Origin of the sequence: Actinomadura rupiterrae, assembly GCF_024172125.1 — a bacterium.
In the GTDB taxonomy this organism is placed as follows: Bacteria; Actinomycetota; Actinomycetes; order Streptosporangiales; family Streptosporangiaceae; genus Spirillospora; species Spirillospora rupiterrae.
The window spans coordinates 217,488-241,068 of sequence record NZ_JAMZEA010000009.1 but is presented as its reverse complement, the minus strand read 5'-3'; the positions used below and the strand labels follow the sequence as shown (position 1 = coordinate 241,068).

The window sequence follows — 23,581 nt, the reverse complement described above, 5'->3', positions numbered from 1 at the left end:
TCCTTCCAGGACGTTCCTAGCCTCCTTCACTTGGAGCAGCTGGAGCAGGCTTCCCGCGCTTGGGCACGGATGGACGTTCCGAAAGCCGGACGCGCAGAGCACCGAGTTGCTTCCCGAAGCCTCGAAACCGCCCAAGGGCGTTGCCACACATGCGGCTCGCCCCCACGAGACATGCATTCGCCCTTCCGTGCTGCCAACCCCCGTCCCCCTGAGCTGTCATTCGGGCTCCCGCGACCCCAGGAGCTGCGGCGATGCGCTCATCACCTAGCCTTTCGATATGATCACCTGCGTAGTCGACTACCAGATCGACCCGAACAAGATCGACGATTTCGAACGCTTCGCCCAAGCCTGGATGGAACTGGTGGAACGGCATGGCGGCGTCCACCACGGCTACTTCCTGCCGGCCGAGGGTGTCAGCGACGAGGCCCGCGCGCTGTTCAGCTTTGACAGCCTGGCGTCCTATGAGCGATACCGAGCCCGCTTCGGCACGGATCCCGACTTCATCGCCGCCGACCGCATCCGTGACGAAAGCGGCTGCGTCCTCCGCTACCAACGCACCTTCATGCGTCCTCTCTTGCCGAAGCAAACACACCCATAACCGCACCAACACCACCACCAGCCCACCACGCACCAGCGCCACGTATCCAGCAACGCCTCGCCCAGAAGCCCACGCGCAAGCAACGCCAGACGCGCCAAGCGCCAACCGCCGACCGCCGACCGCCGACCGGCGAGCGCCAACCGCCGACCGCCGACCGCCGACCGGCGAGCGCCAACCGCCGACCGCCGACCGGCGAGCGCCGACCGGCGAGCGCCGACCGGCGAGCGCCGACCGGCGAGCGCCGACCGGCGAGCGCCGACCGGCGAGCGCCGACCGGCGGGCGCCGACGGGCGGGCGCCGCGACGACCGGCGCCCACCGATTGGCGATCGCAGAGAGTCGTCCCGCCGAGCGCCGACCTTCGAGCGCCGAGCGCCGAGAGCGGCATGCGCCGAGCGCCAAATGCCGCGTGCCGAGCGCTGACCGGCGTCCGGCGATTGCCGACGCCGGGCGCTGAGCGTGGCCCGCTGGCAGGCGAGGGCCGTCCCGCCGAGCGCCGACCTTCGAGTGCTGAGCGCCCCGAGTTTTGCTGTTTGCTGACTGGCGTCCGCCCTCCGACCTCCGCCGTCCGTTGACCGGCGTTCGGCGACTGCCGACCGCCGACCCCCGACCGCTGAGCGTGGCCGGCGTCCGACGAGTGGCGCGCGTCGGGCGCCGGGTGCAGTCCCGCCGAGCGCTGAGCGTGACCTGCCGACTTGCCGACCTGCCGAGCGCCGACCTTCGAGTGCCGAGTGCCGCCGTCCGCCGTCCGCTGGCCGGCGAGCGCCGACCTCCGACCTCCGACCGCTGAGCGTGGCCAGCGTCCGACGAATGCCGCGCGCCGGGCGCCGAGTGCCGTCCCGTCGAGCGCTGAGCGCTGAGTGTGGCCCGCCGACCGCCGAGCGCCGACCTTCGAGTGCTGAGCGCCGCCGTCCGCCGTCCGGCGTTCGGCGAGCGTCGACCGCCGAGCGTGGCTGGCATCCGACGAGTGCGGCGTGGCCGGGCGCCGAGTGCCGTCCCGTCGAGCGCCGGCCTTCGAGCGGTGAGCGTCGAGTGTCGCCGTCAGGCCGTCACCGTCCGTCGTCTGCCGACTGCCGACCGGCGGGCGCCGACGGACGGGTGCCGCGTGCCGTCTGCCGAGCGCCGAGCGCCGAGCGCTTTGCTCTGAGCGTTGGTGGCCCCGGCGCACTTGCGTACGGCTGAGCGCTAAGCCGGTGCTCACGCGGGTGGAGTCCCTGACCAGTGGATCGGCAACGTCACTGCAGGCCGGAGCGTTGGTCTGGGCACTATGCTGCTTTGACTGGCCCAAAGGTTGGCTCCTTCCCAGTAGCCGGTGTCTGACCTACCTCCTGTTCTCATCAAGTGATGCGCGGGTCCGCTGGACTGGGCATACGTGGGCCCCCACCGCGATCGATAGGACCTTCCAGGGATGTACTTGCTGAAGATCTCGGCGTGATGTCCTGGTGGGCAAGCCATCGGGCCAGCTCAAGCTGTTAGGCGGGCGTGCTGCCCTCGTAAGGCGTGCCGACCGTGGTGGATGGCGGGCACCCGGTCGGCCGGACGGCGTGGAGGTTCACGCGTCCCGTGACGGCGTCACGATCCCAGGGTGCGTGTGGGTGGGACTGGTCGTGATGCCGTTTGCTGGCTGAACTCGATGCAGGCCGCCCCGGACGAGCTCGCTGCGGCACCACAACTAAAGCTCGGTTAGCAGGGATGGCCGTTCAGAGTGCATGCCGCTGGTGCCGTTGGGCGCCCCTCGGCCTGGAAACTGACCTGCATGGACTGGCCAGGTCCCAGACCTCGCCCGATGCCGTCAAGGCGTCCGCCCGAGTGGGCACCGGTCACTGATCCACTCGGCGACCACACCGACGTGATCACAGCGCTCGGAAACTGCGCGGAGAGCCGCCAGAGGGTGACGGCGGACGTCCCACGGTTGGAGACCGTGAGCGTTCCGATGAACCCGGATCCCCACGAGTTCGAGACCGAGAACGCTGCGGACAACGTTGTCGCATGCGACGGCGGTTGAGCGCTTTGGCTCGGACTCGCCGAACCGTTCTTCCCGGGCGACGGCGTGATGAACCCACCGGACGCACCAGCGTGAATCCCGGGCCGTGGCGGGACGACTCCCTCGACAGTCGGCCCAGCCAGCGGGGACCCGACCGGAGTAGGCCCACAGTCCACCGCACACTTCGGAAGCCCGGCCGGTGCTCCATCACCAGTGGCCTGGATGGCCAAGAACACCAGGACGCCGATGACTCCTAGGCCTCCGAGTCCGAATGCCGCCGTCCGTCCACCGACGCGCTGCCGCGCGCTGGCCTTGGGACGCCGCCGGCGCCCTTTGCCTCGCCGTCCATGCTCGGTCACCTCGACACCGACCCCGCCCACGCAAGTCCGGCTGCCGCACATCAAGCCAGGACAAACCAACACATCACGAGCGACGAGAATCTATCAACAATCAATCAGTTTCGACGTCCCCTTTCGTAGGGTTCCGGAGCCGATCCGACAGCACGTCCAGCCGACTAGCCGACACTCAGCCAGCAAGCCGACTCCGCCTCTGACACGAGATGGACAGGGCACCTCCGTTGTTCACCCAGCCGAGCGGCGCGCCCACCGAACACGCTCGTGCGATCACTTCCGGCAACCTGCTGCCAGGAAACCGATGCACCGGAACTGTGTCGTCTGCAACCGCCCGTGACCTCAACTGTGTTCACCCACCAACCCAACCTTGTTCGCAGCGCAGTTCTCGCGCCGGAAGCCTCGGGGCGCGCTGCAACTCGACCCGACCGCAAACCGGACTCAACCGCAGCCTGGCCGCCGCTGCTACCTGGGGCCGCGCTGCAACTCCGGGCCCAACTCGGGGCCCAACTGCTGCCTGAACTGCTCGGCAAGCTGAGCTGCTCGGCAACCTGGGCCGCACTGCAATTTGGTCCACGTCGGGCGCTCCGGTTCCGTAGCAGCAGAGCTGCGCTGCAATTCGGGCTGTCTCGCAACTGGACTGCGCCGGAGCTCGGGACGCCTTGCATCTTGAACTGGACCGGGGGCCACCGGAGTTCAGGCCGTGCCGGTGGTCCGGCGTCCGTTCAAGGCAGCGACGGCTTCCAGGATGCGGGTGGTGAGGTCGTCTCATCCGGGCGAGCAGCGTGAGGCGGTCGCGTCTGGGCCCCGAGACACCGTCCATCTGCAGCGGGAGGCGGCCCGAGTGCTCTGGGCGCGTGTCCACTGAACTGCAACCCCGCGCCGCCGGGTCCACTTGGTCATGACTGGGCGGAGCGGACGAGAGTACCGGGTGGACGAGAGGGGCAGGTGTCAGGGCGGTCGCGCGAGCGCCGGGCGAGGGGCGGTGGCCAGGAGCTGAGGGCGGGGGTGTTCGGCGGGCTCCGGTGACCGGGTGCTTCCCGGGATGGTCGTCTGGCTAGCGGTGGGATTCTCGCGGTGGTTCACGTGCTCCTCCATGACGGGCTGAACAGGACTGCGTGCAAGCGAAGGGTGGGTTAGCTCGGGTGGAAGCCGGGGGTGGGGTCGGGGTCGCAGCCGAGGAGCTCGTGGAGGATGGGAGGGAGCTCGTCCCAGAGCCACTCGTTCAGGCTTCCAGGGAAGTCGTCCGGGGGCCTCACTTCGAGCAACTGGTGGTTGATCGGGGTCATCCGGACGGCGATGGGGCCGTCGTTCCACATCGGCTCGTCCGTGCCCCAGTACTCCGCGAAGTCGCCGCCCGTCACGAGGGCCTCGCACGGCAGGACCCGCGTGCCGTGGTTGATGCCGAGCGGCAGTAACCGCCTGCTCAGGCTGCGAAGGACGTTGGTCGCCGCCAGTTCGTGGGCGCAGGAGACGCCGGAGAAGCGGAGCTCGGGCAGGCCGAGGCGCTGCATGCCGCGGGTGCACAACTGCAGGCAGGCGCAGCCGTCGATCTCCTCGTCGCCGGCAGGGCAGCCGGTGGTGGCCTGGCCGTTGGACGTCGTGGTGATCCAGTCATCGGCGAACACGAAGCGGCCGCCGTCGTCCTGGTGCGTGCTCGGCAGGACGATGCCGAGGTCGTGATCGGCGAGGATGCCGTCGGTGGCCTCGCGGAGGGCGTGCGCGGCGGCGCGGGCGATCCGCGCGCCGAACGGCCGGTCGGGGGCGGGGAGCTGGGCGGTGACGCCGATGTGCCAGTCGACCGAGCGCAGGTAGGCGAGGTCGCCGTCGCGGTCGTCCTCGTCGTCCAACGAAGTGATCTTGGTCAGGTCCCACGGCGAGGTCGCGGCGGGGTACGGCGCGACGGAGAGCCGGGGGTCGCCGAAGCGCTGCATCGCATGGGTCGCGAACGGTGCGGAGACATGCTCGAAGATCGCGGCCGGCAGGTCGTCGGGACACCGCTCGGCGGCGACCACGAAGGTCCAGGGCGTGCGGTCGGGAACGGTGAGACGGAACGTCTCGGTCATCGTGGGCTCCTTGTGCCGTGTTCGGGTACACGAACCAGGCTGGAGCGCCGCGCCGACAGGGACTAACCGAGCGCCATTCTGTGGATAACTCGATGGGTCCGATTGGACGTGCCGTTCGCGCGCGTCCAGGCGAAGGTGTCAACGAGAACCCCCGCCGCGCGCAACCATTAAGGAGCCGGATGCGGCTCAGGGCCGGACGCCAAGGGGGAACCTTGGCGTCCGGCCCTGTGAGCCGAATGCGGTAGGCGGGTCAGCGACCGGCGATGTCCGGGTAGTGGCGCTCGCCCTCGCCCACGTACACCTGACGCGGACGGCCGATCTTCGTCGCCGGGTCGTTCATCATCTCGCGCCACTGGGCGATCCAGCCCGGAAGGCGGCCGAGCGCGAACAGCACCGTGAAGGCGTTGGTCGGGAAGCCGAGCGCCTTGTAGATGACCCCCGTGTAGAAGTCGACGTTCGGGTACAGCTTGCGCTCGATGAAGTAGTCGTCGTGGAGGGCGACCTCTTCTAGGCGCATCGCGAGGTCGAGCAGCGGGTCGGAGACGCCCAGCGCGTCCAGGACCTTGGTGGTCGCCTTCTTCACCACGGCCGCGCGCGGGTCGTAGTTGCGGTAGACGCGGTGACCGAAGCCCATGAGCTTGACGCCGGGCTCCTTGTTCTTGACCCGCTCGACGAAGTTCTCGATGTTGTCGCCGTTCTGGTGGATGCGCTCCAGCATCTCCAGGACGGCCTGGTTGGCGCCGCCGTGCAGCGGACCGAACAGCGCGTCCACACCAGCCGAAACCGACGAGAACAGGTTGGCCTGGCTGGAGCCGACCAGGCGCACTGTCGAGGTGGAGCAGTTCTGCTCGTGGTCGGCATGCAGGATGAACAGCATGTCCAGCACGCGCACGACTTCGGGGTCCACCTCGTAGTTCTCGGTGGGCAGGCCGAAGGTCATGCGGAGGAAGTTCTCCACGTAACCCAGGGAGTTGTCCGGGTAGAGCAGCGGCTGGCCGATGGACGTCTTGTACGCGTACGCGGCGATCGTCGGCAGTTTCGCGATGAGCCGGATGCTCGACACGTCGACCTGCTCGTCATCGAACGGGTCGAGGCTGTCCTGGTAGAAGGTGGACAGCGCGCTCACCGCGGACGACAGCACGGCCATCGGGTGCGCGCGACGAGGGAAGGCCGAGAAGAACGCGCGGAACTTCTCGTCCAGTAGCGTGTGGCGCTTGATGCGCTCGGTGAACTCCTGGAGCTTGTCGGCGCTCGGCAGCTCACCGTAGATGAGCAGGTAGGCGACCTCCAGGAAGGACGACTTCTCCGCCAGCTCCTCGATCGGGTAGCCGCGGTAGCGCAGGATTCCCGCGTCACCATCGATATAGGTGATCGCGGACGTGGTGGAGGCGGTGTTGGTGAAACCCGGGTCGAGAGTGACGTGACCGGTCTCTTTCAGTAGGGACCCGATCCCCAGTCCCGAAGGGCCCTCGGTCGCCTCGGTCACCTCAAGGGGCAGTCGCCCGCCCGCGTGGTTGAGCTCGAAATCAGACATGCTCGCTCGCTCCCAACTCCCGCCTACACCTGCGTAGACTTTCCGCCCTTCATGCTAGTCACGTGATCATGATGGTCGATTCCGGGCCCAGGTGTTGACGGACGGGCCATGCGGTGTTGCGCTGAGTGACATGTCTCTCACTGAAGCCATCGAACTGGTGGAACGAACTCGGAGCCGCATCGCGGGCGCAGGAGGCGCGAACCGGTTCCTGGACCTCTTGGAGCAAGGGGCGGTGCCACGGGAACGTCTGGCCTGGTTGGCGGGGGAGGAGTTCCGGATCGTCGACAGCGACCGGCGGAGCTTCGCCCTCTTGGCGTCCCGGTTCCCGGAGGCGCCCGCAGGGGAGTTCTTCCTCGCGCTGGCGCAGGGCGAAAACCATGCCTTGACTTTGCTTCCGAATTACGTGTCCGCGCTCGGTCAGAGTGAGAAGGATCTCAATTCCTACGCGCCTCGTCCGCGTGCCCAGTCCTATCCCGCCTATCTGGCGCAGCGAGCGGCTTTCGGGACGCGCAGCGAGGTCGCGTTGGCCATGCTCGCCAACCTTGAGGAGTGGGGGAGCTACTGCGCTCGGACCGCCAGGGCCTTGCGGGCGCGCTACGAGCTGTCCGAGGAGGCCGTGGCGTTCTTCAGCTACTTCGCCGAAACGCCACCAGGCTTCGTGGAGCAGGCAACAGCCGTCATCGCCGCCGGACTCGGCGCGGGCGAGGACTCGGCAGATGCAGTCCGTGCGGCAGATTTCCTGCACGCGTATGAGGCCGATTTCTGGGCGGCCCTGGCGGAAGGGCTCTAGCAGGGCCCGCGGCTGCGGCTCTCTGCCTAGCGGTGCGGACGAGTTATCCACAGAACGGGGTTCGGTTCTGGCGCGAGCGGGCGTCGCTGGAGTCTGGGAGGGCGTCACCGTCCAACCACAGACCGAAAGGAGTCGCGATGACGCCCGCAGACACCACCCGTGACGGAATCTCCGACCGCCGCCTCGCCACACGCCTCGGGCTGGCCCAGTGGCAGCTCCGGTTGGCGAAGGAACATGACCTGCTTCCGGAGCCGGACCTGCCGGACGGCCGATGGGGCGCCGAGACCGCCGCCCGGTGCGCCGAGCGTGTCGACGCGGTCAAGTCCGCGTTCGGCGACCGGCCGCCGATCGGCGCCGAACGCGCGGCGGCGCGCCTCGCCGCCCGCGTGAAGTTGGACGTCGAGCGCGCCGATATCGAGGTGCTGGCCGCGCAGAACGCCCTGGACGTCGTTGGCTTGTACCGCGACCATCCGCTGTACCTGCTGCGCGACCTCGATGCCCTCGCCTCCGAGACGGTCACCCAGGTCGTCCGCGCCCGTAAGGGGCCGCTCGTGGATTCCGTCGAACCGCGCGGGGCGCTCCGCATCCTCGACTGGCCCCGTCCCACCTTCGAACGCATCGCCATGGAGCGGAACCTGGCGGTCGACCGCCTTGGCCGCTATGCCCTCGCCGACATCCAGAACCTGGCGAAGGACGACGACCTCAAGCAGCGCGTCGAGACGGAGCGCCGCCAGTCCGCCCTGCTCAAGGCGAAGCGCGAGGAGAAGGGCTGCGAAGACGGCGTCCGCGCCTGGCTGCAGGACCTCAACGCCTACCTGGAGCACGGCACCAGCGAACCCCCGCCGACAGCGGCCCTCCGCCGCGCCCTGCGGGCCCTCATCACAGCCCGGGCCGTCACCGCGGGCTACGAGCCGTGATCAACCTGCCCAGCCCCGGGCCCGGCTGCCATGCCAAGCCGCGAAGCATGCACTCTCGCGAGGTCCTGCCGGAACTGGGAGCGGCGGGCGGAGGCTAGGACGTCTTGTTCCGCTTGCGAGGAGGGGGCTGGTGCGGCCGCAGGCCGAGGGCGTGGAGGAGGCGGTCTCGGGCTTCGGTGCGCGAGACGGCGGGGAGTCGTTCCGGGAGGTGACCGGTGAGAGAAGGGGGCGCGGAGAGCAGGCCGTCGTCGTCCACGGACGCTCTGTCGCCAGGCCAGTCGCCCAGGAGGACGGCGGAGATCTGCGAGGGGTACTGCGCTCGCAGAGCGATGATCCGGTCGGCTTCCTTCTCGCAGTCGGCCACGAGGAGCAGGCGGCGTCCGCCGGTGAAACCGTTGTTGCGGCGGATGGCGAGTTCGGTCTCGATGTAGGCCAGGGCCGAGTCCAGCTTGCCGGGGATGAAGAGGTGCTCGATCCGTTCGTCGAGCAGCTCGTCCTCCGCGAGGCCGAACAGCGCAGTGGCGTCGGCGCGAGGGATGACGACGAGGGCCGTGTCCGCGCACTCCTCCAGCGCGGACAGGGTGAAGACCCTCGCGGTGGTCGGTGCGCCCGGGCCGGTCAGCCCCAGCAGCGGGATCGCGAACGGGTCGATGGCCGGCCGGTAGGTGAAGCGCATGGCTGGTTCGTCGTCGACGAGGCCGATTCCGGGTTGCGGAAAGAGGAAGGAGCCGGCGATCGCGTAGATCCGGCGACGGAAGGGGAAGCCGACCGCGGTTGCGGCGGTGAGGAGCAGACCGAGCAGGAGGAGGGGTTGAAGTGAGCTCGTGAGAGATCGTTGCTTGTCGGCGTGGGGTGCCGCAGGGGCCGGTCGTGATGCCGAGGGTTTCGGCGTCGGTTGGATGGACGGTTCGGAAGGACTCGGACGCGCTGAAGCATCAGCTTTGGGGCGCTTTTCCGGGTCGTCCGCCAGCTGTCCCTGTGGGGGCGGGCTCGTCGGCCTGCGGGCTGAGCCACCGAAGCCTCCGTTGCTGTGTCCGGCGTGGTGAACCGGCGTCCGATCCGATTGCGGGAGCGGCATCTGCCCGCGCAATGCGGCAACCCAGGCCGCTCGGCACATCTGGGCGGTGTACCAGTCGCCGTACGACTCGGGCTTGAAGCAGGCGATGGGTACCACGTCGCGCGGATCGGGCTTCCGCGCCGTGGACGAGGCCATCCGCCGCCTGTCGCTGGGCGCAGGGACGTCTCGGACATGCGCGTCTCGTTCGGAGTCGGATCCAGTCAGCCTGCTGCCAGGGAAGGCGGGCGCCTCCGGCCCGGCCACCAGGGCGTCCTTGGGTACGGGAGCCAACGCGGTCGGTTGCGTTGAAGACGACGGGATTCGCTGGCGCGGAATCAAGTCGGCGGGCTGCTCCTTGGCAGGGCCAGCGGGGCGATCCGCGGGCACCCCGTCCCGCGGGACTTGGGCCACCGGCGTCAGCTGCGGAGAAGGAAAAGAAGGAGGGGAGGGGTGACTGTCGATCCCTGCCGGCGCACCCGCACGCGTTGGCTCGCCCGTGCGTTTCAGGGCCGGATCCGTTGTGCGGGCACGAGCTGAGATCTGCAGGTGCCTCGGACTCGCCACGTCGGGTGCTGCGGAGGCGACTCGCTGGGTTGGCTGCGTCGTCCTGGGGGCGGGAGATGAGGGTCGCGCCTGGGACATCTCTGCCGAGTGAGCCCAAGGAGCACGCGCTGATGAGGGAACGTCGGCGTGGAGTTGGGTCGGGACACGCGGCAGCTTCGCCGCGGAGCGGGCCTGTGGCTGCCGCGGCGCGTTCAGGCCGGACTGGAGCGCCGCGCTCGCCGACGTTGGGAGCGGGACATTCGAAACGGCGGTCATCGGTCGGGCGGGGAGCGCCCTGCCGAGGTTGTTCACGAGTACTGCGCCCGACTGCGGTGAGGTCGCTGTGGCGGGCGGCAGTACGGCGGGAGTTGAGAAAGCCGGGGCAGGGAAGGGCCGACGCATCGCGCTCGGCGTTGCTGTGCGTGAGCGCGGCGCGTGGAGAGCCCTTGAGAAGGTTGTAGGAAGGGAGCCGCCGACCGGAGACTCCGTGACGTTGATCGTGCTCTTCGCCAGAGGTGTCGTCCTGGGCAAGTGCGGTGCCTTGGCGGCATGAGTGGGGAGGTAGAGCGCACTTGCCAAGGCCGTGCAACTCAGAAGGCCGCACGTGCAGCGGGGCGGCCCGCCGGGGAGGCGCGCGTGGCCCAGCTTTCCAAGGAAACGGTTCATCTTCGCCCCGGGGGATCGCGGTGGTCACCGTCAGGAAGCCGATCGTAGTCAATTCGGCTACGGAGCGTTGAACATTGGTCACAGTTGATGCCGCCGGAGTTGGCCCGCAGACGAAGGAAGGCCAGCGGTCACCCGCACACAACCTCTTCATTCGCCATAAACCGCCCCGCCACGCCGTCCCCACGGACTCATGCTGCTTCGCCGAGTTCGGTCACTGTGTCCATGGAGTGACGGCCGACGATGACGCGATCATCCCCTGCGGGAGGTGGTGCCTGCGCTGAGAGAGGGCGCATGGGAATAGGGTCCGCCTCTTCCCTTGGGCACCCGTTTCGGGATAGCGGATCCCCAATGCCGTCAGACATCCTCAATGCCGTCAGACGTCCTCAATGCCGTCAGCCTCCCGCGTCGCCAGGCCCGCCTCCTCTCCGCGCCTCCTGCGTGCGCGGAGTGGGTGTTGCGCAAGCTGCTTCACCGTCCTCGGTGACCCCCGTCTCCCGTGCGCGCGGAGTTGGTTGAGAGCGCGCTGTGCTGACGGCACATTCCCGGTGCGCGGGGAGTGTGCCGGAGCAGCCCGTCATCCGGGCCCCTCGCGGACCGTCCTGCCACGCGTAGGGGAGGACGGTTCTGGGGGCGGCATGCCTCTTTCCCCCGCGAGTGTCGCAGCAACAAGATCAACCATGTAGCGGGCAACACGTGCCCTACGCACTCGGGAAGACCCCCGCCGCTGACGGCCCTTCCTCTGGGCCGGTGCGCTCTCTGCATACATCCGCATAGTCCCGCGATGGTCCCGAACACCAGACTTCCTCTGTTGCGCTCCTCGCGCACGTTGTGGACGGTTCGTGAGAACGGCTCGGCGACGCCACAGCGCCCCGTCATTCCCATGCTCCTGGAGGTGGCAGGTTGTCGAGATTGAGGTCTAGGAGTCGCAGTTCGGCACCCCAACGCACCTGGTTGCGGGGCTGTCGAGGGTGGTGGTGAACGAGTAGCCCTCGTGCCCGCGCACGCGACGAAGCTTCCGCCATCAAGCCCGCAATCGGCACAGAGTTCCCGCACTCCCGGTCGCGCGTGGAGGCTGAGGACGCCACGGCACGAGCCGCGCTCCCCCTCGCACGCCGGAACCGCCCCGCGAGGGCTCCGGATACCGGACGACTTCCGTTGCCCGGCACGCGGAGACCGCCCGCGAGGTCGGTCGAATCTGCGGGCATGCGATGTTGCCAGGCGCGCCTGGCGTGAGGTTCGCGGCGTGGAATCTGCGGAGTGGTGGGCTTGTGGGGCATGGAGATGGAGTTGGAGGGACGGCGGGCTTTCGCGTTGGCGGGTCCGAGCGTTTGTGATTGAGGTGATCTTTGTCCTCTCAGCGGTGGCGGGCTGTGGGTTCCAGGTCGGGCGCCTCCGCGTTCGGGTGCTGGCAGGTTCGTAGGTTCGGGCAGGGCGCTGGCGGGGAGTGGGGTGGGCCTGGGGTTTGGGGCGAGGTTAGGCGGCTGGGCGGGTTAGGCGGCTAGGTGGGGGGAGTGGGGGGTTGAGGGGGCTGCTAGGACGGTGCGCATTTCGGGTGGGAGGGCGGGGGAGAGGAGCCAGTCATTGATGGTGCCCTCGTGGGTCGGGGGTGGGCCGACTGCCAGGAGGTGGGCGCTGCGTGGGGTCAGGTGGAGGGGGAAAGCGGTCGTGGGGTTGGCGGAGAGTGATGTGGCGCCCCAGTAGGCGTCGAAGTCGGCCGGGGTGATGGCGAGGTCGGCCGGGAGGGTCCGGGTGCGGTCGGCGGGGCCGGTGGCGAGCCAGGACCAGAGGTCGGTGAGGAGGCGGCGGGCGGTGGTGCGGAGGACGTTGAGGGCGGGGAGGTCGTGCGGGCAGGCGACGTTCGCGATTTCGAGCTCGGGGAGGCCGAAGCGGCGGAGGCCGCGGGTTCTGAGGCGGACGCAGGCGCAGGCGTTGACGCCTTCGGGGTCGAGGCGCGGGTCGGGGGCGGTGCAGCGGCCGTTCGCGCGGTAGGGCGGGAGGACGTCGCCCAGCCAGTGGTCGCCGAGGACGAAGCGGGGGCGCTCGTTGGGGCCGGGGCGCGGGATGGTGCTCGACGTGGGGGCCCAGAGGATGTGGCCGGTGACCATGTCGGCGACGACGCCGCCGGTCAGCCGGGCGAGGGTGTAGGCGGCGGAGCGGGCGACCTGGACGGCGCGGGGCTGGTCGGTGATCGGGGCGCAGGTCGTGACGAGGGCGATGCGGGCGGCGGTGCGCAGGCCGGTTTCGGCCGCGGCGTGCTCGGGGTCCGGCGCCTTGATCTTGGTGGGGTCCCAGCGGTACCAGGTGGCGTCCTCGTTGGTGATCTCCAGCTGCGGGGTGCCGAGGCGGCTGCCGAGGTGGTCGGCGAAGGCGCCGTCCGCCTGCTCCTTGACCAGGTTGACCAGGTCGGCGGGGAGCTTCGCGGCCGCAACGACGAAGCGGGACGTCGTGGTGGCGGGGACGGGCAGGGTGACGACGGTGTCGGTCATGGCGGCTGTCCTTTCGGGAACGGGTGAGCCGCCTCCAGCGTCCTAGCCGGGCCCGCTCCGACGATAGGCGAACGCCGTTCTGTGGATAACTTCGAGAAGGGCCGGGGGATGCTGATCATTGGGGTTCGTCCGACTCCGACACGCCGGGTGCCGTGGAATCGACCACGTGTGGCCGAGAACATGGCGAATCATGCGGAGTGGCGACCGGTTTGCGGGGAATGTGTACGTTGGGGTAGATCATCACTGCTGTGAACTGCGGGGACTTCCCCCGTCGCACGGCACGATCGTCATCCAGGAGGTAACCGTGACCCGCACTCTGTCGAGGGGCACCCGCGTGACCGGTGCCGAGCGCACCAAGCTGGCCGCGGAGCTCGCGCCCCGGTACGCCGGCGGCGAGAGCATCCGTGACCTGGCCGCCGAGACCGGACGGTCCTACGGCTTCATCTACAACGTGCTCAAGGAGGCCGGCGTCCCGCTGCGCGGGCGCGGCGGCAACACCCGGCGCAAGAAGAGCAGCTGACCGAACCGAGCCGACGCGGCCGTCGCCTTCCCTGAGAGGGCGCATCGGCTTCCCGCGACCTGCCGATGGAGCCAGGCGCGTGGAGTCGCCCCAAGTGAAGGCCGGATCCGGGCCATTGGGGCCGAGGTGACGGGCTGATCGTCGGTTGTGGGGGCGTTTCGGGTCTGGGGAGACCGGGAGCGTTGAGGTTCCGCCGCGGGCTCCGGGCGGACGATCACGGGGAGGAGCCGCCGAGAGCGGTTACGGGGAGGAGTCGCCGAAAGGCGGCTGGGCGCGGAGTGAGGCCGCGCGGGGCGAGGAGCATCAGGACGCACAGGTCGACGCGGCGTCCGACCACCGGAGCGTCAGCGCGCACAAGGTGACGCGGCGTGAAGCCGTGGGGGCGTCTGGGCTCGCGGGGTGGCGCGGCGTCAGGCTGCCGGGGGGCAACAGGGCGCACAGGGCGACGTGGCGTCCGGCCGCCGGAGCGTTTGGGCGTGCGGGGTGGCGGATCGTCAAGCTCGCGGAGCGGCGTCAGGGCTCGCGGGCGGTGCGGCGGTAGGCCGCCGGGGATGTCAGGGCGCACGAGGTGGCGCGGCGTGAAGATGTGGGCGCGTCTGGGCGTTCGTGGGGGGATGCGGTGTCGAGGTTGTGCGGTAGTTGTTGTGGGGAGGGGTTAGGACGGGGTGGAGATTTGGTCGTTCGCGTGGAGGGCGGCGAGGTCGGCGGCGGCTCGGCCGGCGACCCAGCCTTCGTAGTTGGTGACGCGGCGGGTGCGGCCTCGGGTGAGGGCGGGGAAGAGGTCGCTCACGGCTTGGTCGACGGCTTCTTCGCGGGCGGACAGGACGGGCAGGAGGTTCTGGTTCGCGGCGGCTTCGCGGGTGGCCCGGGTGCTGGCGGCGTGGAGGCGCTCGCCGATGCGGGCCGCGTAGGCGTTGAGGAAGGCGTGGCGGAAGGAGCGCGTCCGGGAACGGCCCAGGTTGTCCTGGTGGGAGCCGGCCCGAACCATCGCCGAGGTGGCCTGCACCAACAGGGAGGTGAAGAGCATCTCCGTGGCGGCCAGGTCTGCCGAAAATCCCAGGACGGTGGACAGGCCCAGTTCCCGGTGCCATACCGCGCGGCAGCGGTTGGCCTCTGCGACCACCGTCAGTAGGACGGCCTTGGGCGACTCATAGGGGGCGTCTACCGGGATGCGGCAGCCGTCCGGGCCTGTAGGGCCGTCCTCGGAGGCGGCTAGCAGGGCGTGGTCGATCGAGTGTTTCGTGATGAGTTCCTGGGCGCGCGCGCTCAGCGCCTCGGCTTCTTCCGGGAACTCCGTTGACTCGGCCTTGGCCAACAGCGCGCGCACTTTGCTCAGCATCCGCTGGTCCGGTGCGGCAGAAGCGGCTCGCCTACGGGACGCCTCGTTCCGCACAGCAGAACCCGGCGGAGGCCCGATCATCGCCAGCCGCGGTAGGACGGCCAGCAAGCGCAGCAGTTCGAGGACGGACGCCACGCAGACCGAAGCGGAGACGTCCTCGCGGGCGCGCCAGGATTCCAGGCGGTCGTCGTCGGACGCCCACCAGACGTCCGCGCTCAGGGCCTCCAGTTGGGCGCGCCACCGCGAATCCACGGTCGCGGCGCTGTAGGTGCGCATCTCGTCGGCGATGGCGTCCACCAGGAGCGAGCGGTGCCGGACGGTCAGCTCGCGCGCGGAGTGGCGGGCCAGGTCGGACGGCAGCCAGCCGCGCTCCCAGGCCGTCCGGACCGAGCCCCGGAGGGTGCGGATGAGCGCCAGGTCAACGATCCGGGGGTCGTCCTGGACGTCGGAGAGCCGCTCGACGCACCGGGACCAGGTGGACGCGTCGTCCAGGGCGAGGGCGTCGAGCGCGGCGTCGATCAGCCGTTCGGCGGTGTCGCGCGCCGACGCGGCCTGGTCCGGATGGCCCGCCCCGCGCCCGCACGAGTGCGATGCATGCCGCCAGCGCCGCGAATCAGGCACCCTTCGCTCCTCCCCACTCACTCCTCCCGCATCCTGTCACGGAACAACCACAGAACGCGCCCATCCCAGGCAGGAGGCCGGTTTCAGCACCCTCTCGCCTTGATCTTGTGTGGCGCGACCCCGGACAACTGTGGCACCCGTCACGTTCTGGGCGCGGAGTGGCGGGAAAAAGCAGCCGCCCGGGCCGACGGGACCGGGCGGCTGGAAGGGGTGGAAGGGTCAGGAAGCGGCGGAGCCGTCCCCGCGGAGCTCCTCGACGACGACGCTCTGGTACTCGCGGGTCGTGTCGGGCGCGTAGGTGAGCCGGGCGAGGGCGCGGCCGAGCGGGTCGCGGATCTCGAAGCGGTAGTGCTCGCGCGGCTGACCGACGTGGGCGACCGCCTGGTCATGGCGGAGGCGGCACATCGTGTCGACCTTCTCCAGCGCGATCTCGAGACTGCCGGCCTCGGTGATGCGCCGCGGTGGCTCGCCTGTCTCCCAGATCTCGAACATTGTCGCGTCCTGTCGGCGGTACGGGGTGGGGCGTCGGGCCGGGGCAGGCGGCGCGGAGAGGACGGGGTGGGAGTCCGCGCCGGCCACGGCTGCGGGGCCTTGCGGCGCGGACCGCTGTGTTAGGGGCATGTCTGAACTCGCCAGGAGTCATGGGACTGTCGCGGGGTTGACCCAGACAGCTTGCGCCCAATTCGTGGATCTTTCAATCAGCCCAGGTCTCGGCTTGATCACTATTGGAGTCGGGACGCGCGCGGGCGGTGACCGCCCAGGCGCGGTGACCACGCGGGCGGTGGCATCGATGCCGGGCGGCCTCCCGCCCTCATGCGACGTCGATCTGGTGCTCTGTGGCGTCCGGTTCGGCGAAGCGCAGCAGGGATTCGCCTTCGGCGCTCAGGGCGGTGATGGCATCGCGGGGAAGTGGCTCGAAGGGACGCAACCGAAGAGTTGCGGTCTTCCGCTTACGGTCAAGCTCCCAAAGTCCGGCTGCGAAGCCGTCCCATAGGAAGACCGCCCGGACGCGCAGGTTCTTGGTAGTGAGGAGCGGACGGTTCGCATCCGAGATGATGCGCCGCCGGTCGGCATGGGCGAGGACGAGGTTGTCGAACTCGGGAAGGAAACGCGCCGGAGCGGGGACGTCCTCGTGCGGGCGCGGTGCGTCGGGCAGGTCGAACAGCTCGCGTCCACGCTCGTCCTGGAACGTCCGCAGCTTTGGACGCAGCCGCTCCAGCGCCGCCCCGCAGGTCGGAACGCCCGACCAGGTCTGCGCGTCCGTCGCCGTGGCGGGGCCGAAAGCGGCCAGGTACCGCAGGACCAGGGCCTCGTCGTCGGGGACGTCCGAGATCGGCGCGTCGAGCCAGGTGTCCGCGAGGGTGAAGGACGCGGTGCGCGGGAACCCCCAGCGGTCGTCCGTCGGGACCATCGCCAGCGGCAGCCACATCCGGACGGCGTAACCGAGCGCCCGGTCGTTGACCTCCGGGAAGTCCTCCTGGAGGAGGGCGCGGAGCTCGTTGAAGGTGCGCGGGCCGCCGGAGAGGTGGCGGCGCGCCGCGTCCAGGACCGCCGGACGGTCGAGACCCGCCGCGCGGTCGCCGAGGACCTTCAGCGCCCCGTCCAGCATCGGCTGGAGCGTCGTCCGCAAGGCCCGGTAGTCGGCGGCCGACATCAGGTGCAGCGTGCCGCGCAGGGACGTCGCCCGCACCACGGACCGATCATGGACGGCGGCGTGCAGATCCTCGGTTCCGAACCCCTCCACCCGCGACCACAGGCCGAGGAACGGCGGCTTGGGCTCCTGCGCCTGGAGGCCGCCGAGCCGCTCGACCGCCTCGGCCACCGGGACGGCCTCCCGGGCCAGCAGCATCTGGCGCGCGAGCGTGGCCCGGTTCAAGGAGCGCAGGCTGAGGGTTTCGGTCATCCGCGGTCCCCTTCGTTCGGTCGGAGCGGGCCCTTGGTCCCGTGCGCCCAGATGCTCAGCAAGATCAGTAGGGCCATCAGCGCCCCGGTGATCGCGACGGCGTATCCGGTCCAGGACGAGGCTACGGCCAACAGGCCGATCAGGGGCATGCCCCACGCGTAGGGGGCGTTCGCCCCGTGCGGGCGCACGAGCAGCCACCAGACGACCAGTAGATAGAAGAACACCGGAAGCGTCAGCGCCAGTCCTGCCGTTCCGGCCGGGATGTGCGCCTCATGCGTGGCGCGGGCGGCGTTCACCGCGATCCCCGCGCCGACCGCCGCCCCGGACGCGTAGATCACGTAGTGCCCGTAGCCCCAGGCGATCGCCCTGCGCAGGTTCGTGAGCAGGCCGGCCGAGGACATCGAGAAGTACACCCACCACATCCCGAACACGGTCACCAGGCCGCCGGCGGCGATCATGTAGAGCTCCAGCGTGGCCTCGCCGGACAGCGCGTCCCGCACCGCGCCCGTGGACGACAGGACCACCTCGCCCAGCACGATGATCGTCATCAGGCCGTACCGCTCGGTGATGTGGTGCGGGTGCCAGGTCGTCCGGCCGGCGGCCTCGGCCCACGGCGGCACCAGCAGCTCGGCGGCGATCCCGATCACGATCAGCCAGGGCTGCCAGCCCTCCGGGGCGGCGAACGCGAGGACGAGCCAGTAGGCGGCGCAGGCGCTCTCGCCGGCGACGAAGCGCAGCATGGTCGTCCGGTGCGCCGGGTCGCCGCCCGCCGCGCGGAGCCGCTGGGACTCCAGGCCCAGCCGCATGATCGCGTAGCCGACCGCCAGTACCCGCAGGTCCCGGTCGTCGAAGGCCCGCGGGACGCCCGCCGACAGCACCAGCGCGCCCGCCATGACGACCATGGTCGCCAGCCGGTAGTAGGTGTCGTCGGTGTCGTAGGCGGAGGCGAACCAGGCGTAGTTCAGCCAGGACCAGTTGATCGCCGCGAAGATCACCAGGAAGGCGGCGACACCGGACGCCACGTGGCCCTCGGCGAGCGCGTGCTCCAGCCGGGCGGCGTCCGCGCCGACGGCCACCACGAAGCACAGGTCGAAGAACAGCTCCAGCGAGGACGCCACCCGGTGCCGCTCGGCCGGGTCGCGGGCCTCCATCCGCCGCCGCCACGGGCGGCCGACGATCACAGGTCGCTCGGTCATGAGCGCATCGTAGGGAGCCCGTCACGCCCGATCACGGTTCGGGGTCCGTCCGCGCGCCGCCTTCGGGCGCGTCCAGATCTTTCTGGCCCGCCATCGCGCCGGCTCCGGGGCCGCGCGCGTCCCGCCCGGACGAGGCGGGCCGGCCTCCGCATGATCATATCGGCGCTGGTGGCGGACGGTGCGGCACGTTCGAACGGCCCGCCGCGCCCCCTCCGCAGCGGGCTCGAACGAGCCGCGGAGGCGGCGGTGACGCGAAATGTTCCGTGAATCTGCACGTGCATCAGATCTTGCACATGCACGCTATTCCTAGCAGGATTGCCCCGGACCCCCGCACGTGAACTCCCCGGAGATCGCGATGACCGCACACCTGAGCGACAGCGACCGACAGGCGCTCCGCCTCGCCCACGACCTGCGCGAAGAGCTGGCCCGGAACCTTCCGGACCAGGGCGCGGCTCCGTCGATCTCCCCCTACGTCGATCCCGCCGGACGGCCCAGCGTGCTGGTCCGGCTGGACGACGAGACCGCCCGCGCGCTGATCGCGGTGCTGGGCGACCGACGCGTGCCGCTCGCGCCCGAACCACGCCGGACGGACGGGTCCCTCCCCGCACCGCCACCGGCGCCAGGGCCCCAGCAGCCCTATGGCGGACCCGAGCCCCGCTACGGCGGACCGGAGCAGCCCTCGGCGTCGCCGTTCGCGGCCCAGCCGGGCGGGCAGTTCGCGGCGCAGCCCGCCGCGGCCATGCCGTCCGGCTCGCCCTTCGGGGACGCCCCGGCCATGCCGTCGCCGTTCCAGGAGGCTCCGGCGATGCCGTACCACGACGGCCCGGCCGTCCCGGACCCCTTCGCGCCCTCCCCGAGCGTGAACACCGGTGGCTACCCGGCGGTCAACACGGGCGGCTACCCCGCGCCCGCGGTGAACACGGGCGGCTACCCGACGCCGGCCGTGAACACCGGCGGCTACCCCACCTTCCACTAAGCGCCCGACCCGCAGCAATCGGTGGCCCGCCACCCCGCCGCCGGGAACCGCCGCCCGGCGAACGCGAAGCGCGAAGCGCAGAAGCCGCGTTCGGCCGGCCGAGCGCCAGGCCCAGAGGCGGGTTTGGCCCGCCGAGCGCCAGGCCCAGAGGCGGGTTTGGCCCGCCGAGCCCCAAGCCCGAAAGCGGGATTGGCCCGCCGAGCGCCAAGCCCGGTAGCGGGTTCGGTCAGCCGAGCGCCAGGCCCGGAAACGGGGTCGGTCAGCTCAGCGCCAGGCCCGGTAGGCCGGGGGCGAAGCGCGGAAGCGGCGCTTGGCCGTCCTTATGTGCGGCCGGGATGCGGCGCTCCAAAGGCCATTGCGGGCCGCCGAGTCGCGGTGTTCGCCTGGTCGCGGAGGCCCCAGAACGGCGCGGATGACGGGGTGGCAGGGCCTTGCCGAGGGGCCGCGCCACCCCCGCCCGGCCCCGATGATCGCGAAAACTCCGAGCCCGGAAGACGGAAGTCTTCCGGGCTTTCTTGCGTTCACATCCGGGATGCCCTGCTGTCGAGTGCGGCCCTCACCAGGGCCGATGCCGGGCCGAACCGGGCCCCGGCCGGTGTGATCCAGCTGACAGCAAGGCCAAGGTAAAACGCCGGAAACCCTTGTCCAGCAAGGGTTCCGGAAAGAAGATCTACCTTTCGAAAGGTAAAAAAGGCCGAGATTTGGCAGAACCATGGTATTGCCACGTATAGTGGGCCATGGCTTCGGGTCAAGAGCCATTGACCCGAGCCTTTCTGTAGCCGTCACGCCCCGTCCGCCAGTCGGGGCCCCAGGCACCGGCACGCGGCCGTCCATGCAGCGTCCGCCCAGGTAGAGCCAGAGCGCCCCTGGCCGGTGCCCCCCCGCACAGATCCCGTCCCGCCGGAGCGCGGGTCGTCGTCGCGGCCCCTCTATGGGTGCGCGCGGATTCTCCCTCCCTGCCAGTCGCAGGGGCATTCAGCGCGGGTTTCCGTCACCGATGGCTTCCCTCCCGAGCGTCGCCTCGGGGCCGTTTTCCAGTCCCGTCCGGAGTCCACCCCGGCCGGAAACGGCTGCCCCACTCCGCCGAACAAAGGATTTCCATGCAGAAGCGAGCCCTCAACATCGCCATCACCGCCCTGACCGGTTCCACCCTGGCCGGGTTCCTCGTGGCCGGTGTGGCGATGTCCGGGGACGACACCCCCGACCGCGGCAAGCTCACCGCGCAGCAGAGCCGCGCCGAGCTCGACCTCGGCGCCCGCAAGCCGGCCGAGGCCCCGAAGAAGGCCGAGGCCGGCGCGCAGTCGGCCGAGAAGAAGGCCGCCGTCAAGAAGGCGCAGCCGAAGGCGCTGCTGGCCGGTTCCACCATCGCGTCCTACTTCTGGGACGACGGCTCCGGCGTGAACGGCGACACCGGCGCCCCCGCCGGCGGCGAGCCGATGCAGAAGGGCCTGTTCGCCAGCCCGAGCTGGCCGCTCGGCACCAAGGTCAAGGTCAGCTACAACGGCCGCAGCGTCGTCGGCTTCATCGGCGACCGCGGGCCGGGCGAGCCGTCCCGCAGCGGCGTCATGCTCGACCTGGACACCTACACCTTCCGGTACCTGCTCGACGGCGGGAAGCCCGCCAGCAAGTACGAGACCGGCACCGACGCGGGCCACCTGAACGGCGTCAAGTGGGAGGTGCTCTCCTGGGGCACCGGTGCGGGCAGCCGCGGCGCCCCGTCCGCCATGTGACGATCCGCCACGTGACCCACGTGAGGACGTGACGGCAAGGCACGTGACGCCCCACCACGTGACACCCGTCATGTGACGACCGCCGCGAGGCGATCATCGAACGCGCGAAGGGCGTTCCACCGGCATTCGGTCGGCGGAACGCCCTTCGCGCGTCTGCGAACGGACGTCCGGATCGTTCCGGAGCACCGAAAAGGGGGACCGCCGAGGGCTGCGGGGCCGAAAAGGCGCCGCCGAGGGCTGGTTTCGGACGGTCCGAACGATGAGGATGGCGGATGCGCCGTTCCCCCTGACGCGCGCCGTCTCCCAACGGAGGTAGTCACCCGTGACCGAACCGCCGCCCTCCAACGAACCCCCGCTCCCCAACGAGTCCCGGCTCCCCAACGACCCGCCGGTCCCCGGAGAGCCGCCGGTCTCCACCCGACCGCAGCCCTCCGGCGGGCCCGGAACAGCCGCCAAGATCGTCGCGGGCGTCCTGCTGGTCCTGCCGTTCCCCGTGTACCTGGCCGTCCCGTCCTACGCCAAGCTCACCCCGCGCCTCGCGGGCTTCCCGTTCTTCTACTGGTGGCAGCTGCTCTGGGTGGTGCTGACCGCGCTCTGCATCGGCGCGGCCCACCTGCTGACCCGGCGGAGAGGCGGCGCCCGGTGAAGGACGTCAAGGGCATCGAACTGACGATCTTCGTCTTCTTCTTCGTGGCCGTCACCGTGGTCGGGTTCGCCGCCGCGCGCTGGCGCCGCGGCCAGACCCTCATGCACCTGGACGAGTGGGGCCTCGGCGGACGCAGCTTCGGCACGTTCGTCACCTGGTTCCTGCTCGGCGGGGACCTCTACACCGCCTACACCTTCGTCGCCGTGCCCGCCGCCGTGTTCGCGGGCGGCGCGATGGGCTACTGGTCCGTCCCGTACGCCGCGATCGCCTACCCGATCGTGTTCCTCGTCGGGCCGAGGCTGTGGTCGGTGTCGCACCGGCACGGCTACGTGACCACCGCCGACTTCGTGCGCGGACGGTTCGGGTCCAAGGGCCTCGGCCTCGCGATCGCGCTGACCGGCATCCTGGCGATGATGCCGTACATCGCGCTGCAGCTGGTCGGCATCCAGGCCGTGCTGACCGTGATGGGCGTCACCGGGTCCGGCCTGGCCCGGGACCTGCCGCTGTTCATCGCGTTCGCGCTGCTCGCGGCCTACACCTACACCTCCGGGCTGCGCGCCCCGGCGCTGATCTCCTTCGTCAAGGACACGCTGATCTACCTGACGATCATCGTGGCGGTGCTGTACATCCCGTCCAGGATCGGCGGCTGGGGGCACATCTTCGACGCGTCCCAGGCGTCGCTGGCCAAGCCGAACCCGGCGACCGGCAAGCCGTCCGGCTCGCTGGTCACCACGAGCATGACGCACTGGGCGTACGGGACGCTCGCGCTCGGCTCGTCCCTGGCGCTGTTCATCTACCCGCACACCGTCACCGGCGCGCTCGCCGCCGGACGGCGCGACGTGATCCGGCGGAACGCGGCGCTGCTGCCCGCCTACTCGCTCGTGCTGGGCTTCCTGGCCCTGCTCGGCTACATGGCGCGGGCCACGCCCGAGGTGGCGCAGGGCGTGGCCAAGGCGAAGAACCCGCAGCTCGCGGTGCCGCTGCTGTTCGACCACACCTTCCCGCAGTGGCTGACCGGGCTGGCGTTCGCCGCGATCGGCGTCGGCGCGCTGGTGCCGGCGGCGATCATGTCGATCGCCGCGTCCAACCTGTTCACCCGGAACGTCTACACCGCCTTCTTCCGCCCGGACGCCTCGCCGGCGGAGGAGACCCGGGTGTCGCAGCTGGTGTCGCTGCTGGTCAAGGTCGGCGCGCTGGTGTTCGTGCTGGGCTTCGACAAGTCGCTGGCAATCAACCTGCAGCTGCTCGGCGGGATCTGGGTCGTGCAGACCTTCCCGGCGCTCGCGATCGGCGTGTTCACCCGCTGGTTCCACCGGTGGGCGCTGCTCGCCGGGTGGGCGGTCGGGATGGTGTACGGAACCTGGACGGCCTACGGCACCTCATCCCCGACGCAGAAGCACTTCGGCCAGTCGATCGCGGACATCCCGCTCATCGATCACAAGGGCTACATCGCGCTCACCGCGTTCGTGTTCAACATCGCCGTCGCCGTCGTGCTGACGCTGGTGTTCCGGCTGGTCAAGGTCCCGGACGGCCAGGACGAGACCACTCGGGCGGACTACACGGCCGACGCGTCCGAAGCGGCCGCCGAGCCGGGCGACTCCGGCCGGGAGCTGAGCCCCGCCGCCGGCTGACCAAGCGTCCGCTCCGACCAGGCGCCCCGG

At 70.3% G+C, this 23,581-nt stretch carries 17 protein-coding genes; 8 read left to right on the top strand and 9 right to left on the bottom strand.

All coding sequences use genetic code 11. The annotated features are described in order from the left end of the window. Window positions 1-277: 277 nt before the first annotated feature. Complete coding sequence (locus FHU30_RS31255) at window positions 278-598, top strand: NIPSNAP family protein (protein WP_253880562.1); 321 nt, start codon at window positions 278-280, stop codon at window positions 596-598. Between the two features lie 1,681 nt (window positions 599-2,279). On the opposite strand, the gene FHU30_RS47765 is transcribed toward FHU30_RS31255, so the two are convergent. The 3 genes from FHU30_RS47765 to FHU30_RS31245 form a co-directional block, all read right to left on the bottom strand. Further along, complete coding sequence (locus tag FHU30_RS47765; RefSeq protein ID WP_372503988.1) at window positions 2,280-2,981, bottom strand: cellulose binding domain-containing protein; 702 nt, start codon at window positions 2,979-2,981, stop codon at window positions 2,280-2,282. A gap of 1,085 nt (window positions 2,982-4,066) precedes the next feature. Beyond that, on the bottom strand, window positions 4,067-4,996 hold the full coding sequence (locus tag FHU30_RS31250) for a hypothetical protein (protein ID WP_253880560.1): 930 nt from the start codon (window positions 4,994-4,996) through the stop codon (window positions 4,067-4,069). A gap of 250 nt (window positions 4,997-5,246) precedes the next feature. Next, on the bottom strand, window positions 5,247-6,530 hold the full coding sequence (locus FHU30_RS31245) for a citrate synthase (RefSeq protein ID WP_253880558.1): 1,284 nt from the start codon (window positions 6,528-6,530) through the stop codon (window positions 5,247-5,249). Window positions 6,531-6,660: 130 nt separating this feature from the next. Between FHU30_RS31245 and FHU30_RS31240 the strand changes: the two genes are divergently transcribed. Then, entirely contained in the window at window positions 6,661-7,320 is a 660-nt protein-coding gene (locus FHU30_RS31240; protein ID WP_253880554.1) for a thiaminase II/PqqC family protein, read from the top strand. Window positions 7,321-7,457: 137 nt separating this feature from the next. Continuing rightward, entirely contained in the window at window positions 7,458-8,237 is a 780-nt protein-coding gene (locus FHU30_RS31235) for a hypothetical protein (protein WP_253880552.1), read from the top strand. Between the two features lie 94 nt (window positions 8,238-8,331). On the opposite strand, the gene FHU30_RS31230 is transcribed toward FHU30_RS31235, so the two are convergent. After that, window positions 8,332-8,913, bottom strand: a complete 582-nt coding sequence (locus FHU30_RS31230; protein ID WP_253880550.1) for a hypothetical protein — start codon at window positions 8,911-8,913, stop codon at window positions 8,332-8,334. Between the two features lie 3,080 nt (window positions 8,914-11,993). Continuing rightward, window positions 11,994-12,989, bottom strand: coding sequence for a hypothetical protein (locus tag FHU30_RS31225; protein ID WP_253880549.1), 996 nt, complete (start codon window positions 12,987-12,989; stop codon window positions 11,994-11,996). 304 nt (window positions 12,990-13,293) lie between these two features. Here FHU30_RS31225 and FHU30_RS31220 point away from each other — a divergent pair, with 304 nt between their 5' ends. Next, window positions 13,294-13,509 (top strand): helix-turn-helix domain-containing protein, encoded by a 216-nt coding sequence (locus tag FHU30_RS31220; protein ID WP_253880548.1) that lies wholly within the window; start codon window positions 13,294-13,296, stop codon window positions 13,507-13,509. Between the two features lie 655 nt (window positions 13,510-14,164). Here the strand turns inward: FHU30_RS31220 and FHU30_RS47315 are convergent. The 4 genes from FHU30_RS47315 to FHU30_RS31200 form a co-directional block, all read right to left on the bottom strand. Next, window positions 14,165-15,469 (bottom strand): DUF2786 domain-containing protein, encoded by a 1,305-nt coding sequence (locus tag FHU30_RS47315; RefSeq protein WP_253880547.1) that lies wholly within the window; start codon window positions 15,467-15,469, stop codon window positions 14,165-14,167. 219 nt (window positions 15,470-15,688) lie between these two features. Further along, window positions 15,689-15,961, bottom strand: coding sequence for a hypothetical protein (locus tag FHU30_RS31210; RefSeq protein WP_253880546.1), 273 nt, complete (start codon window positions 15,959-15,961; stop codon window positions 15,689-15,691). A gap of 319 nt (window positions 15,962-16,280) precedes the next feature. Continuing rightward, window positions 16,281-17,372, bottom strand: coding sequence for a winged helix DNA-binding domain-containing protein (locus tag FHU30_RS31205; protein ID WP_253880545.1), 1,092 nt, complete (start codon window positions 17,370-17,372; stop codon window positions 16,281-16,283). Continuing rightward, window positions 17,369-18,568: a low temperature requirement protein A gene (locus FHU30_RS31200; RefSeq protein WP_253880544.1), complete on the bottom strand. Its 1,200-nt coding sequence runs from the start codon at window positions 18,566-18,568 to the stop codon at window positions 17,369-17,371. Before FHU30_RS31200 ends, FHU30_RS31205 begins: the two co-directional genes overlap by 4 nt. 355 nt (window positions 18,569-18,923) lie before the next feature. Here FHU30_RS31200 and FHU30_RS31195 point away from each other — a divergent pair, with 355 nt between their 5' ends. The 4 genes from FHU30_RS31195 (at window position 18,924) to mctP (ending at window position 23,551) form a co-directional block, all read left to right on the top strand. After that, window positions 18,924-19,544, top strand: coding sequence for a hypothetical protein (locus FHU30_RS31195; protein WP_253880543.1), 621 nt, complete (start codon window positions 18,924-18,926; stop codon window positions 19,542-19,544). A 1,100-nt stretch (window positions 19,545-20,644) separates the two neighbouring features. After that, window positions 20,645-21,274: an RlpA-like double-psi beta-barrel domain-containing protein gene (locus tag FHU30_RS31190; RefSeq protein WP_253880542.1), complete on the top strand. Its 630-nt coding sequence runs from the start codon at window positions 20,645-20,647 to the stop codon at window positions 21,272-21,274. Between the two features lie 322 nt (window positions 21,275-21,596). After that, a complete protein-coding gene (locus FHU30_RS47310) occupies window positions 21,597-21,920 on the top strand; it encodes a DUF3311 domain-containing protein (RefSeq protein ID WP_253880541.1) in 324 nt (107 codons plus the stop codon). Then, complete coding sequence (gene mctP, locus FHU30_RS31180; RefSeq protein ID WP_253880540.1) at window positions 21,917-23,551, top strand: monocarboxylate uptake permease MctP; 1,635 nt, start codon at window positions 21,917-21,919, stop codon at window positions 23,549-23,551. The genes FHU30_RS47310 and mctP overlap by 4 nt, the downstream gene beginning before the upstream one ends. The last annotated feature ends 30 nt before the right edge of the window (window positions 23,552-23,581 follow it).

Excerpts from the sequence above, each read along its gene's own strand:
- FHU30_RS31255 (WP_253880562.1), top strand. The coding sequence starts at position 278 with ATGATCACCTGCGTAGTCGACTACCAGATCGACCCGAACAAGATCGAC.
- FHU30_RS47765 (WP_372503988.1), bottom strand. The coding sequence starts at position 2,981 with ATGTGCGGCAGCCGGACTTGCGTGGGCGGGGTCGGTGTCGAGGTGACC.
- FHU30_RS31250 (WP_253880560.1), bottom strand. The coding sequence starts at position 4,996 with ATGACCGAGACGTTCCGTCTCACCGTTCCCGACCGCACGCCCTGGACC.
- FHU30_RS31245 (WP_253880558.1), bottom strand. The coding sequence starts at position 6,530 with ATGTCTGATTTCGAGCTCAACCACGCGGGCGGGCGACTGCCCCTTGAG.
- FHU30_RS31240 (WP_253880554.1), top strand. The coding sequence starts at position 6,661 with ATGTCTCTCACTGAAGCCATCGAACTGGTGGAACGAACTCGGAGCCGC.
- FHU30_RS31235 (WP_253880552.1), top strand. The coding sequence starts at position 7,458 with ATGACGCCCGCAGACACCACCCGTGACGGAATCTCCGACCGCCGCCTC.
- FHU30_RS31230 (WP_253880550.1), bottom strand. The coding sequence starts at position 8,913 with ATGCGCTTCACCTACCGGCCGGCCATCGACCCGTTCGCGATCCCGCTG.
- FHU30_RS31225 (WP_253880549.1), bottom strand. The coding sequence starts at position 12,989 with ATGACCGACACCGTCGTCACCCTGCCCGTCCCCGCCACCACGACGTCC.
- FHU30_RS31210 (WP_253880546.1), bottom strand. The coding sequence starts at position 15,961 with ATGTTCGAGATCTGGGAGACAGGCGAGCCACCGCGGCGCATCACCGAG.
- FHU30_RS31205 (WP_253880545.1), bottom strand. The coding sequence starts at position 17,372 with ATGACCGAAACCCTCAGCCTGCGCTCCTTGAACCGGGCCACGCTCGCG.
- FHU30_RS31200 (WP_253880544.1), bottom strand. The coding sequence starts at position 18,568 with ATGACCGAGCGACCTGTGATCGTCGGCCGCCCGTGGCGGCGGCGGATG.
- FHU30_RS31195 (WP_253880543.1), top strand. The coding sequence starts at position 18,924 with ATGACCGCACACCTGAGCGACAGCGACCGACAGGCGCTCCGCCTCGCC.
- FHU30_RS31190 (WP_253880542.1), top strand. The coding sequence starts at position 20,645 with ATGCAGAAGCGAGCCCTCAACATCGCCATCACCGCCCTGACCGGTTCC.